Annotated in this window: 12 protein-coding genes; 7 read left to right on the forward strand and 5 right to left on the reverse strand. The window is 59.7% G+C overall.

The genetic code is table 11. The features are described from left to right. Positions 1-385 precede the first annotated feature (385 nt). The 7 genes from JIO00_RS00175 (at position 386) to JIO00_RS00205 (ending at position 8454) form a co-directional block, all read left to right on the forward strand. Complete coding sequence (locus JIO00_RS00175) at positions 386-2044, forward strand: Na/Pi cotransporter family protein (protein WP_010465559.1); 1659 nt, start codon at positions 386-388, stop codon at positions 2042-2044. Between the two features lie 174 nt (positions 2045-2218). Next, the gene (locus tag JIO00_RS00180; protein ID WP_083375353.1) at positions 2219-3595 is read left to right on the forward strand and encodes a M16 family metallopeptidase; all 1377 of its coding nucleotides are present in this window, start codon (positions 2219-2221) and stop codon (positions 3593-3595) included. 254 nt (positions 3596-3849) lie between these two features. Then, positions 3850-4878 carry a DUF5924 family protein gene (locus tag JIO00_RS00185; protein WP_010465563.1) on the forward strand — a complete coding sequence of 343 codons (1029 nt, stop codon included), beginning with the start codon at positions 3850-3852 and terminating at the stop codon, positions 4876-4878. Positions 4879-4933: 55 nt separating this feature from the next. Then, entirely contained in the window at positions 4934-6082 is a 1149-nt protein-coding gene (locus JIO00_RS00190; RefSeq protein ID WP_010465565.1) for an ABC transporter permease, read from the forward strand. Beyond that, a complete protein-coding gene (locus tag JIO00_RS00195; protein ID WP_010465567.1) occupies positions 6079-6882 on the forward strand; it encodes an ABC transporter ATP-binding protein in 804 nt (267 codons plus the stop codon). The genes JIO00_RS00190 and JIO00_RS00195 overlap by 4 nt, the downstream gene beginning before the upstream one ends. Before the next feature lies 1 nt (position 6883). Further along, positions 6884-7822, forward strand: a complete 939-nt coding sequence (locus JIO00_RS00200; protein WP_010465569.1) for an MlaD family protein — start codon at positions 6884-6886, stop codon at positions 7820-7822. Next, positions 7819-8454 (forward strand): ABC-type transport auxiliary lipoprotein family protein, encoded by a 636-nt coding sequence (locus JIO00_RS00205; protein ID WP_200667364.1) that lies wholly within the window; start codon positions 7819-7821, stop codon positions 8452-8454. Before JIO00_RS00200 ends, JIO00_RS00205 begins: the two co-directional genes overlap by 4 nt. Before the next feature lie 97 nt (positions 8455-8551). Here the strand turns inward: JIO00_RS00205 and JIO00_RS00210 are convergent, their stop codons facing one another. The 5 genes from JIO00_RS00210 to JIO00_RS00230 all read right to left on the reverse strand — a co-directional run bounded on the left by JIO00_RS00210 (position 8552) and on the right by JIO00_RS00230 (position 13016). Next, positions 8552-9781, reverse strand: coding sequence for a nucleoside recognition domain-containing protein (locus JIO00_RS00210; RefSeq protein ID WP_010465573.1), 1230 nt, complete (start codon positions 9779-9781; stop codon positions 8552-8554). Between the two features lie 202 nt (positions 9782-9983). After that, positions 9984-11315 (reverse strand): glutamate/aspartate:proton symporter GltP, encoded by a 1332-nt coding sequence (gltP, locus tag JIO00_RS00215; RefSeq protein WP_010465575.1) that lies wholly within the window; start codon positions 11313-11315, stop codon positions 9984-9986. 699 nt (positions 11316-12014) lie between these two features. Further along, positions 12015-12479: an inhibitor of vertebrate lysozyme family protein gene (locus tag JIO00_RS00220; RefSeq protein WP_010465576.1), complete on the reverse strand. Its 465-nt coding sequence runs from the start codon at positions 12477-12479 to the stop codon at positions 12015-12017. A gap of 2 nt (positions 12480-12481) precedes the next feature. Further along, entirely contained in the window at positions 12482-12646 is a 165-nt protein-coding gene (locus JIO00_RS00225) for a DUF1328 domain-containing protein (protein ID WP_003177151.1), read from the reverse strand. An 82-nt stretch (positions 12647-12728) separates the two neighbouring features. Continuing rightward, positions 12729-13016, reverse strand: a complete 288-nt coding sequence (locus JIO00_RS00230; protein WP_010465600.1) for a hypothetical protein — start codon at positions 13014-13016, stop codon at positions 12729-12731. Positions 13017-13162 lie beyond the last annotated feature (146 nt).

Below are 13162 nucleotides of genomic sequence, written 5' to 3' on the forward strand. Positions count from 1 at the left end.
AACATTCATATCGGGAAGTCATACAGAGAAGTCGCACAAGACTCGACATTCCCAAATATTTGATCGACGTAGGGCTAGGCGACGATATCTTTAGCGATTGAACTCCCACCGATTTTAAGGCTGCTGCGCAGCCCAGCGGGAGCAAGCTCCCTCGCCACAGGGGTTGTGTCGCGCACCTTTTCAACTGTCCGGCTGAGACCTTCGGGTCCCTTTTTTACTCTCTGCATCAACCTGTTTTCATGACAGTTTTGTTTCAATCACTTCTTTAGCTATGCGATGCTGGCGCCCAGACCGTTAGCCAACTACAGCTTAAGTACAGAACGTAGAACGTCGCGCGGCACCGTCAATTTGCCCCTCTGGGGCGCTACCACCACAGGGGGCCTGCATGCTCACCCTGCTCAATTTGTTATCGGCCGTGGCCTTGTTGATCTGGGGCACGCACATCGTCCGAACCGGCATCTTGCGGGTCTACGGTTCCAATCTGCGCCATGTGATCGGCCAGAACATGTCCAAACGCTGGCTCGCGTTCATCTCGGGGATCGTCGTTACCGCGATGGTCCAGAGCAGCAACGCCACGGCCATGCTCGTCACATCCTTCGTCGGTCAGGGCCTGATGGCGCTGACGCCCGCCCTGGCAACGATGCTCGGCGCGGATGTCGGTACGGCGCTGATGGCGCGGGTGCTGACGTTTGATTTGTCTTGGCTGTCGCCTCTGCTGATTTTTCTCGGGGTGATTTTCTTCCTGTCCCGCAAGCAGACCCGTCTGGGACAGATGGGCCGCGTCAGCATTGGTCTCGGGCTGATCATCCTGGCGCTGCAACTGATCGTTGAATCCGCTGCGCCGATTACCCAGGCGCAGGGCGTGAAGGTGATTTTCGCCTCGTTGACCGGTGACATCCTGCTCGATGCCCTGGTGGGCGCGTTGTTCGCGATGGTTTCCTACTCCAGCCTGGCCGCCGTGCTGCTGACCGCGACCCTGGCTGGCGCCGGCGTGATCAGTCTGCCGGTGGCGATCGGCCTGGTGATCGGTGCCAACATCGGCAGTGGCATCCTTGCGTTCCTCAGCACCAGCATGCAAAACGCCGCCGGGCGTCAGGTGGCGCTCGGCAGCCTGCTGTACAAACTGATCGGCCTGCTGCTGATCATTCCGGTGCTGGACCCGTTGGTGCACTGGATCGACAGCCTCGATTTCAGTCCTCAGGAAATGGTCATTGGCTTCCACCTGCTCTACAACACCGCGCGCTGCCTGATCCTGTTGCCCAGCGTCGGCCCGATGGCCAGGCTTTGCGCGTGGCTGCTGCCGGAGCGGCCGGAGCTCAACGGCACGGCGAAACCCCGCCACCTTGATCCGACCGCGCTGGTCACCCCCAGCCTGGCATTGGCCAACGCCGCGCGAGAAACCCTGCGCATGGGCGATCTGATCGACAACATGCTCGAAGCAATGCTCGACGTGCTGCGTGGTAAACAATCCGCCATCACCCAGGAAATGCGCAAACTGACGGATGATGTCGAAGCGCTCTACAGCGCCATCAAGCTTTACCTGGCGCAAATGCCCCGAGAAGATTTGAGCGACCAAGACAGCCGGCGTTGGGCGGAAATCATCGAACTGGCGATCAACCTCAAGCTGGCCAGCGATTTGATCGAACGCATGCTGCGCAAGGTGCAGCAGCAGAAAACCTCGCAGCGCCGGTCTTTTTCCGAGGTTGGTCTGGAAGAACTGGCCGGGTTGCACAGCCAGTTGATCTCCAACCTGCGTTTGGGTTTGTCGGTATTTCTCAGTGCCGACAAGGAAAGTGCCCGCCAGCTTCTGCGTGAGAAACGTCGCTTTCGCGCACAGGAACGCCGCCTGGCCCATGCTCATGTCAGCCGTCTGCAACGTAAGATTGTGCAGAGTATCGAGACCAGTTCACTGCACCTGGAGCTGATCGCCGACATGAAGCGCTTGAACTCGCTGTTCTGCAGCAGCGCTTATGTGGTGCTGGAAACATCGGACACCGGTGCACTGGCGGTCGACGATATGGCTGACATCACGCATTCGCCTTGAACGTCTGGCGGTGTGGTCAGTCAGTAACAGTGGTTCCGGTTCAAGATCATCGCGAGCAGGCTCGCTTCCACATTTGAATTGTGGTGTTCACAAAACCAATGTGGGAGCGAGCCTGCTCGCGATGGCTGCCTGGAAAGCGACACGGATCTCCAATCAGCCGTATGGAAGCTTGCTATGCGTTGTCTGCTGTTCGCCTGTCTGTTGCTTGGCTCATTTCCTTCGTTTGCCCTGGATCGTTTCCAGGTCGAGGGCTATACGCTGCCCAACGGTTTGCAATTACTGCTCAAACCCGGCACCGAGCGCGGGCACGTGGCGATTCGCCTGGTGGTCGGCGTAGGTCTGGATGATTTCAGCTGCGCCGACAAGGAGCTGCCGCATCTGCTCGAACACTTGTTGTTCAGCGGCATTGATGCAACCGGCGAAGGCGGCCTGGAAGAGCGCATGCAGGCGTTGGGCGGTGAGTGGAACGCGTTCACCAGCAACGCTGACACGACGTTCGTCATTGAGGCCCCGGCGAAAAACCAGCGCAAGGTGCTTGACCTGCTGCTGGCGCTGCTGACGCAGACCCGAATCGACGACAACGCCATCAACGCCGCCAAACAAGTGGTCGAGCGTGAGGACGGCGGCCATTACTCGCACTTGCAGCGCTGGCTGGATCGTCAGGACCTGGGCCACACCGCGAGCAATCAGCTGGCAGTGGAGCTGGGCCTTAAATGCCCCGAGCGCCCGGAAGTCGATAACCTGACTCGCGAGCAACTGGAGACGGTACGCAAGGCCTGGTACGCGCCCAATAACATGACGCTGATCGTGGTTGGCGAGCTCGACAAGTTGTTGCCGGCGTATCTGGAACGCTCCTATGGTGAACTTGAAGCGGTCGAGCCTACCGATCACCTGCCCTTGCCGGAAATCCAGGCCAGTGCCGCCCATGAGCGAACGCTGAGCGATGGTTTCGTCGGCGGCGGCGCCAAGTTGCATTGGCTGGTGCCGGAACCGGTGCTGCAGGATCAGCACGACGAAACCTTCGACCTGCTCAAGGACTATCTGGACTGGGCGCTCTACCGCCAATTGCGCCTGTCCCACGGTTTGTCCTACGGCCCCTCGGCCGAGCGCGAGGTGTTTGGCGGGGTGGGCTTCATGAGCCTGAACGCCGACCTTGAGCGCGATGACGTGCCTAAGGCCCGGCAGGTGCTGGAGGATTTGAAGGCCGATTTGCTCAAGGACGGTCTCGACGCAAACACCTTCAACCGCCTCAAACAGGCCGCCATCGCCCGCCAGGCTTGGGCCGTGCAAGGCACCAGCGCGCTGGCCGATTACTACTGGAGCGCGCTGGGCGACTACCAGGACGGGCGTTTCGCCGCCCCGGCCAGGGAACTGCAAGGCGTGACGCTGGAAGAAGCGAACAAGGCCATGCGCGAGTTGCTCATGCAACCGGGGTATGTGCGGATCGAGAAGCCGCTGATGAGTTATGACCAGTTGATGTGGGCGATGGCCGGGGTGTTTGGATTGCTTGTCCTCGGGGTATTGGCTTGGCGAGTCCATCGCCGCCGGTAACTGGCCGCCCTGGCAGCAGGGCTTTTGTGGCGAGGGAGCTTGCTTCCGCTCGGCTGCGCAGCAGTCGTAAAACCGGTGCTTGCGCTCTACCTGATGACACGCAGTGTGCGGGTTTGGGGGCGCTTCGCACCCCAGCGGGAGCAAGCTCCCTCGCCACAATGTTGTATAGGGAAAACGGACGTATCCCCTCGCCACGCCCCCGCCCGGGCGGTACTCTGTCGAGGATTTTTCCCACGACTATTGCGAACCGCCGAATGCCTACTCTGACCCTGTACGTCCAGCGCATCCTGGAATTGATGAAGCGCTATCCAGGGGTCATTGCGCTCGGTGGTTTTATCTCGGGAGTCGGCAGCTTCATCCTGGTGGATCGGCAACAGGGCCTGGCGACCTGGATCACCATCATCATGGTGCTCAGCTGGATCTGGCTGATGCTGGAAAACAGCCTGACCAAGTTGTTCACCAAACTCTTCAAGCGCGAAATCCCCCAGCCTTTGCTGCGTTACGCCACGCAGATGATCCACCAGGAAAGCCTGTTCTTCGTCCTGCCGTTCTTTTTCATCACCACGACCTGGAACAGTGGCCAGTTTTTCTTCACCGGTTTGCTGAGCATGGCGGCGCTGATTTCCATCATCGACCCGCTCTACTACAAATGGCTGGCACCCCGGCGCTGGGCGTTCCTGGCGTTGCACACGCTGACGCTGTTTGCCGCGCTGCTCACCGCGCTGCCCGTCATCTTGCACCTGACCACTTCGCAAAGCTTCAAACTGGCGCTGGGCACCGCTGTTTTACTGTCGTTCCCGAGCCTGGCCTCGATCTTCCCGATCCGCACGGTGCGCAACGCGTTGGCGATCCTGAGTATCACGCTGGGCATCGGTGCCCTCGGCTGGGTGCTGCGTTCGTGGGTGCCGCCGGCCACTTTATGGATGACCGACGTGGCGATCAGCACGCAAATGCAGGACCGCACACCCGGCAAGAGTCTGGACGAAGTCAGCGCCGAGCAGATCCGTGGGGACGGGTTGTACGCCTACACCGCCATCAACGCCCCGCGCGGCCTCGATGAGCGGATTTATCACGTGTGGCAGTTCAACGGTAAAGAGGTCGACCGTATCCCGCTGGACATCCACGGCGGACGCAAGGAAGGCTACCGTGCCTGGACCCACAAGCAGAATTTCCCAGGCAATCCTGCCGGTAAATGGCAAGTGCGGGTGCTGACCGAGGATGGCCAGGTCATCGGCGTGCTGCGCTTCAAGATCACGGACAGCACACCGATCAAAGAAAAGTAATCCGGTTCGTGCTATTACGTAGCGCTGCGCTAATAGCCGAACAAGCACGGAGCTTATGACCAGCAGCACAATGGCCGGCAATGCCCAGCTAGATGTCTCTCACTCCCCTGCTCAACTGCGGGTCACGGGTGACTGGACGCTCGCCCACTACGCCGATCTCAAGCACCTGAGCGAAAAGCTCCGCGGCCAATACGACGACAGCACGCACATCGACCTCAATGGCCTCGGTGCGCTCGATACCGCCGGGGCGTCGTTGTTGGTGGAATTGCTCGGGTCCGAGCGTCTGGGGCGATCCGCCGAACACCCTGATTGCACCCTCTCTTCTGCAGACCGTGCCTTGTTGCAGACGGTTTATTGCTCGCTCAGCGACTTCTGCGTACCGGTCAAGGAACCGGAGATCAGTGTCGGCATTCAACTGCTGACCCGCATTGGCCGCGCAGTCGACACCGTCTGGCAGGACACCCTGCAACTGCTGGGCTTCGTCGGCCTGATCCTCGAAACCATCGCCCGCAATCTGTTTCGTCCCAAGCGCTGGCGCATCACGCCCATGGTCGCGCACATCGAACAGACTGGCCTCGACGCCGCGCCCATCGTCGCCCTGCTGACCTTTCTGGTCGGTGCGGTGGTGGCGTTTCTCGGGGCGACGGTGCTGGCCAGCTTCGGTGCGAGTATTTTTACCGTGGACCTGGTGGCGTTCTCCTTCCTGCGAGAGTTCGGTGTGTTGCTGACCGCGATTCTGATGGCCGGCCGCACCGCCAGTGCGTTCACCGCGCAAATCGGTTCGATGAAGGCTAACGAAGAAATCGACGCGATCCGCACACTGGGCCTCGACCCGATGGAATTGCTCGTGGTGCCACGGGTGCTGGCGCTGCTGGTGGCGTTGCCGATGCTGACCTTCCTGGCCATGCTCTCGGGGATCATCGGCGGTGGCGTGGTCTGCGCCGTGTCGCTGGGTATCTCGCCGGCGATGTTCTTGTCGCTGCTGCAAACCGATATCGGCGTTCAGCACTTTCTGGTGGGGATCGTCAAAGCGCCGATCTTCGCGTTCCTGATCGCTGCAATCGGTTGCCTCGAAGGCTTCAAGGTCAGTGGCAGCGCCGAGTCCGTGGGCGCGCACACCACGTCGAGTGTGGTGCAGTCGATTTTCGTGGTGATCGTGCTCGATGCCGTGGCCGCGCTGTTTTTCATGGAGATGGGCTGGTGAGTCGTTTACCCCGAGCGCCCTCCGAGGCGGTGATCGAAGTCCGTGGGCTGTGCAATCGCTTCGGCAGCCAGAGCGTGCACGAAAACCTCGACCTCGATTTGTACAAAGGTGAAATCCTTGCCGTGGTCGGCGGTTCCGGCAGCGGAAAATCGGTGCTGCTGCGCAGCATCGTCGGCTTGCGCCAGCCCAGCGAGGGTGTGGTGAAGGTCTTTGGCAAGAACCTGCCGACGCTGCCCGAACATGAACGCTCGATGGTCGAACGGCGTTTCGGCGTGCTGTTCCAGAAAGGCGCCCTGTTTTCTTCGCTGACCGTGACCGAGAACGTCGCCCTGCCCCTGATCGAACACGCCGGCCTGAGCCGTGAAGACGCCGAGCATCTGGCGGCGGTGAAACTGGCGTTGGCCGGGTTACCGCTGTCCGCGGCGGACAAATACCCTGCCTCGCTGTCTGGCGGCATGATCAAGCGCGCGGCGCTGGCCCGGGCGTTGGCGCTGGACCCGGACATTCTGTTTCTCGACGAACCCACCGCCGGCCTCGACCCGATTGGCGCCGCAGCCTTTGATCAATTGATCCTGACGTTGCGCGATGCGTTGGGCCTGAGTGTGTTTCTGGTGACCCATGACCTCGACACGCTCTACACCATTACCGACCGGGTGGCGGTGCTGGCGCAGAAAAAGGTGCTGGTGGCGGACGCCATCGACAAGGTTTCGGAAACCGACGACCCGTGGATTCACGAATACTTCCATGGCCCTCGCGGCCGCGCGGCGCTGACCGCCGCTCAACAGTTGAAAGAGGTCTGACATGGAAACCCGAGCCCATCATGTATTGATCGGCCTGTTCACCGTGATTGTGGTGGCAGGTGCCCTGCTCTTCGGCCTGTGGCTGGCCAAGTCCAGTGTCGACACCGAGTTCAAGGATTACGAAGTCGTCTTCAACGAGGCGGTCAGCGGTCTGTCCAAGGGCAGCGCCGTGCAGTACAGCGGGATCAAGGTCGGTGATGTGGTGACGTTGCGCCTGGACCCGAAAGACCCGCGCCGGGTGCTGGCGCGGATTCGCCTGGGCGGCGATACGCCGATCAAAGAAGACACCCGGGCCATCCTGGCGCTGACCGGGATCACCGGCACATCGATCATTCAACTCAGTGGCGGTACGCCGCAAAGCCCGACCCTCAAAGGCAAGGACGGCCATCTGCCGGTGATTGTCGCTTCACCCTCGCCTATCGCTCGCTTGCTCAATGACAGCGGCGACCTGATGGCCGGTGTGAACACACTGATGCATAACGCCAACCTGATGTTTTCCACGGAGAACGTCGAGCGCATCAGCAAGACGCTGGAACATCTGGAACAAACCACCGGGACCATCGCCGACCAGCGCGGTGATATTCGTCAGGCGATGCAGCAACTGGCCTCCGTCGGCAAGCAGGCTGGCGCCATGCTGGAACAGACGTCGACGCTGATGCGCAACGCCAACGGCTTGCTCAACGATCAGGGCAAGCAGATGTTCGGCAGCGCCGAGCAGGCGATGAAATCACTGGAACAAAGCAGCGCGACCATCAACAAGTTGCTCACGACCAACCAGGATTCCCTGAACAGCGGCTTGCAGGGCCTCAATGGCCTGGCGCCAGCGGTGCGCGAGCTGCGCGACACCCTGACGTCGTTGCGAGCCATCTCCCAGCGCCTGGAAGCCAACCCCAGCGGTTATTTGCTGGGCAATGACAAGAACAAGGAGTTCACGCCATGAAGCTTGCGACCTTCGCCCTCCTCGCCAGCTTCACGTTGGTCAGCGCCTGCTCGATCCTGCCCAAGTCCGAGCCCTCCGATGTCTATCGCTTGCCGTCGGCCCAGAGCAGCGTTTCGGCCAGCCACGGCACGCCGCAAGGCTGGTCGCTGCGCCTGACCAAGCCGCAGGCCAGCGAAGCCTTGAACAGCCCGAAAATCGCCGTGATCCCACAAGGTGATCTGATCAGCAGCTACACCGCCTCGCGCTGGAGTGATCCGGCGCCGGTGTTGCTGCGTAATCGGTTGCTGGATGGTTTCCAGCGGGACGGCCGGGTGCCGCTGCTGAGCACGGATGACAGCAACTTCCAGGCAGATCTGGAGTTGGGCGGGAGCCTGCAAGCATTTCAGACTGAGTACCAAGGCACCACTGCGAGCGTGGTCGTGCGGCTGGATGCCTTGCTGGTGCGCGGGTATGACCAGCGCATCCTCGCCAGCCGCCGCTTTGAAGTGCGTCAGCCATTGAGCGATGTGAAAGTGCCGGCGGTGGTGGCCGGATTTGGCCAGGCGAGTGATCAGTTGACGGCGCAGGTGGTGGCTTGGACGGTAGAGCAAGGCCAGAAAGTCGCCCTTAAAGCCAACACGGGACCCATGTAGTCGTAAGCCTGCTCGCGATAGAGGTAAATCAGTCACCACTAATGTCGACTGTCACACCGCTATCGCGAGCAGGCTTGCTCCCACAGGGGATCGTTGGTTAACCGAAGAACCAGTAGCAAACGCCGATGGCGCCCAGTACGCCAGCAAACTCCGCCAGCAACGCACACCCCACCGCGTGCCGCGCCCGCTGGATGCCCACCGCGCCGAAGTACACCGCCAGCACATAGAATGTCGTTTCCGTACTGCCCTGGACCGTCGCCGCCACCAGCGCCGGGAAGCTGTCCACGCCAGAGGTCTTCATCGTTTCGATCAGCATCGCCCGCGCGGCGCTGCCGGAGAACGGTTTGACCATCGCCGTCGGCAGTGCGTCGACGAAGCGCGTGTCCCAACCGGCCCACTCCACCAGATGCCGAATCCCGTCGAGACCAAAATCCAGCGCCCCGGACGCCCGCAGTACACCGACGGCGCAGAGCATCGCCACCAGATACGGCAGCAGGTTCTTGGCCACGTCGAAGCCCTCCTTGGCGCCTTCGACGAACGCTTCGTAGACCTTCACTTTGCGCAATGCGCCAACCACCAGAAACAGCATGATCAACCCGAACAGCGTCAGGTTGCCGAGGATCGATGACAGGCCGGCCAGAGCGGTCGCCGAGAGCGTCGCCAGCAGCGCCATGAAGCCACCGAGGGCCAAGGCACCGGGAATCAGATACGCGAGCACCACGGGGTCCCACAGTCGCAGACGTTGCATGAACGCCACCGACAGCAGGCCCACCAGTGTCGAGCAGCTGGTTGCCAGCAAAATCGGCAAGAACACCAGCGTCGGATCGGGCGCACCTTGCTGGGCGCGGTACATGAAGATCGTCACCGGCAGCAGGGTCAGGGAGGAGGCGTTGAGGACCAGGAACAGGATCTGCGCATTGCTGGCGATGGTGGCGCTGGGGTTGAGTTCTTGCAGCGCCTTCATGGCCTTCAGCCCGATCGGCGTGGCGGCGTTGTCCAGGCCCAGGCCGTTGGCGGCAAAGTTCAGCGTGATCAGGCCGATGGCCGGGTGACCGGCCGGCACTTCCGGCATCAGGCGCAAAAACAAGGGGCCCAGCGCCTTGGCCAGCCATTCGACGATCCCGGCCTTCTCGGCAATTCGCAGAAAGCCCAGCCAGAGGGTCAGGGTGCCGAACAGCAGGACCATGACTTCGACCGATAACTTGGCCATGGCGAAAATGCTTTCCACCATCGCCGCGAAGATCCCGGCGTTACCGCCGATCAGCCATTGCGCCAGTGCCGAAACGGCAGCCACGATGAAAAAGCCAAGCCACAGGCCATTGAGCACAGTTAAATCCCCCGAAGAATGCCGCGAATGATAGCGGGGTGTGCAGAAACGACAAACCCCGGATTTCTCCGGGGTTTGTTTGTTCGGCTTACACCGGACCTTTGTAGGAGTGAGCCTGCTCGCGATGGGGGCGGCACATCCAACATCTCTGTTGTTTGATGCACCGCTATCGCGAGCAGGCTCACTCCTGCAAGGTTTTGCGTTAGTTCTTGGAAACCTCGCCTACTGGCAGCTTTTCCTTGCTGCGCCAGTGCGGCAGCGAATTCCAGTAGCGTTGGCCCTTGGCATCGTCGTACATGCCTTCCCAGCGGGAGATGACCAGCACGGCCAAGGCATTGCCGATCACGTTCAAGGCAGTACGCGCCATGTCCATGATGCGGTCTACACCGGCGATGAAGGCCAGGCCTTCCAGCGGAATACCCACGCTGCCCAAGGTGGCCAGCAGCACTACGAAGGACACGCCCGGTACGCCGGCGATGCCTTTGGACGTCACCATCAGGGTCAGCACCAGCAGCAATTGCTGGCTGATCGACAGGTCGATGCCGTACAGCTGGGCAATGAAGATCGCCGCGATGCTCTGGTACAGGGTCGAGCCGTCGAGGTTGAACGAGTAACCGGTCGGCACCACGAAGCTGCAAATGGCTTTCGGCGCGCCGTAGGCTTCCATCTTCTCGATCACGCGCGGCAGCACGGTTTCGGAACTGGCGGTGGAGTAGGCCAGCACCAGCTCATCCTTGAAGATGCGCATCAGCTTGATCACCGAGAAGCCAAACATCCTGGCAATCAGGCCGAGAATGACAAAGGCGAAGAAGGCGATGGCGACGTAAACCAGGATCACCAGTTTGGCCAGCGGTATCAGAGAAGCGAAACCGAAGTTGGCCACGGTCACCGCGATCAGTGCGAACACGCCGATCGGGGCATAGTTCATGATCATGTGGGTGACTTTGAACATGCTCTCGGATACGCCCTGGAACATCTTCACCAGCGGCTCGCGCAGGTCCGATTGCAGGCTCGACAGACCGAGGCCGAACAATACGGAGAAGAAGATGATCGGCAGCATTTCGCCGCGGGCCATGGCCGCGAAGATGTTCGACGGGATCAGGTTGAGGATGGTTTCGATGAACGCGTGTTCATGCTGAACCTCGGCAGCTGTGGCCTGGTACTTGGAAATATCCACCGTACCCAGGGTGCTCATGTCGATGCCGGTGCCCGGATGGAACACGTTGGCCAGCACCAGACCGACCACGATGGCGATGGTGGTGACGATCTCGAAGTAAATGATGGTCTTGAGGCCGATACGCCCGAGTTTCTTCGCATCGCCTACGCCAGCGATGCCGACGATCAACGAGGAGATGACGATCGGGATCACGATCATCTTGATCAGACGGATAAAGATATCGCCTGCCGGTTGCAGGACGTTGCTGATCCACCAGGCTTTTTCGGCACTGAAATGGTTGAGCAGCGCACCGATTGCTATCCCCAGAACCAGACCGATGAGGATCTGCCAGGCGAGGCTGAGCTTTGCCTTCTTCATATCTTTACCCTTACTTGCGTTTGACTCAGGCGAATGCAAGAACTGGAACGCTCGTGGCGAAAAAGTCTGCGCATCTGCCCCCGTATAAGGTGCCCCGGAGCGCTTTGTTTCGGCTCTCTGGCAGGCGAAAAAAGGCGCAACTATTCCGATGCAAGGATGCGACGTCTAATGCCGTAAACGCCTACCCTATGCCGAATCGGCATGAGCTTTTTTAATTGAAACTCGCGTCCCAACCGGTTCGAATACGACATTTCGGCAGGCATAAGTGCCGTGAACCGGCCATTTCAGAGGAGGTTGGTTGTTTTTTAAACAGTTGAATTCATGACGAAATTTCGGAAAAAGCCTACGTTTGGCAGCGAAAACTCTTCTGCCGAAAGTCGAAGGTTTCTCGATATACGGTCGTGAAGAAACACCGCGAAACGGTTTTGTGGGGAATATGCAGCAGGGGGAATAGGGTGCAGTGCTCTAGATCAACGCTTTGCACGTTGAAGCTCTTCGCAAGTCCGTCCAGCCACTCTGGGCTGGCGAACTTGCGTCGCAGCTTTATTACCTGACCCGGCCCTTGCGCAGACACTCCATGTGCCCGTAGGTCACTCCGACCCTGAAACAGTCAGAACGTCCCGACCCCTTGGTCATGCGTCTACCTTCCTCGGGTAGCGCACTGGAAAGAAGCGATGCTGCTCCTTTCGTGTTTCAAACTCAGTACCAGTTCGGATCTTTCTTGAGCTGTTCCATCAACATGTCCTGCATGCCTTGGTTCGGTTTCCCGAGGAAGCGGTAGTCGGCATGTCGCGTTGGCGACTTGTCGGCCGGCAATCCTGCAGGTACTTCGACCAGCATGGCGTAGGCGTCCTGTTTGTCGAAGCTGAAAGCCACGATCAAGCGCTTGTTCAGGCACGTCGGTTGCGTTTCGCAAAGCGGCCCGACCAGGTACTTGTCGCCATCCTCTTCAACAGCATTCATTTGCTCGGCATCGCCAGACAGGTTCATCACCCATTCCGGCAGTCGTTCTTCCTTTTTAACGACTTTAGTCCACGTTTCACGGTACTGCGGGTCCGAATTCAATAATTCGCTGGCCCGCGTCTGGCCGTCATTGGCCGCCATCGCCATGGCACTACCGCCCAGAAGCAGGGCGGCTGCCAGTGTCTTTAACAAAACGCTCATGTTCAGCCTCGACCGCGACGGCCAAAGAAGAAGGAAGCAATAAACATCACCAGGAACACGACAAAGAGAATCTTGGCGATACCCGTGGCGGTGCCCGCGATACCACCGAAGCCCAGTACTGCAGCAATGATGGCAATGATCAAGAATGTGATTGCCCAGCTCAACATGGTGATTCTCCTTACGCTTCTATATTAGAGGTGCAGCTTGTGTTGCTTTTCCCGGCGCATTGAGCGCGCCAAGTCCGGTTGCTCAGAACACCCAACGTTCCTGACGGGGCATCTCATCCACAGGCTGCGCCTGGTCGACGTCCATCATTCGCATCGGTGCGAGGTCAGCCTGGCTGCTGCTGACGGCGCTGAAATGGGTCTGGGTAGCACGTTGAATCGACAGGTGCGGAGCCTCTGGTTGCTGGCTCTGTTCCCAAAGCAAAAACTGCTGACCTGCGATCAGCGTGATCAGCAGCGCCAGAATGCCAAACAGTCCTTGTTGGATATGCAAAGGCGAGATACGCAATTGGGCGACACGTTGGCGATTCATCCTGAAACTCCTCCCACTCTGGTGGTGATCTTGTTTAGTGGGCGTCGATTCAAAATGGCCCTGGTTATCTAGACTATTGCAGCCTGCATGCCAGCTTTTTCAAAGAAAAAAATCGTTTTAAATCAATATGTTAGATCTGACGTATA

It is taken from the genome of Pseudomonas sp. SW-3, assembly GCF_016615645.1.
Classification (GTDB): domain Bacteria; phylum Pseudomonadota; class Gammaproteobacteria; order Pseudomonadales; family Pseudomonadaceae; genus Aquipseudomonas; species Aquipseudomonas mandelii.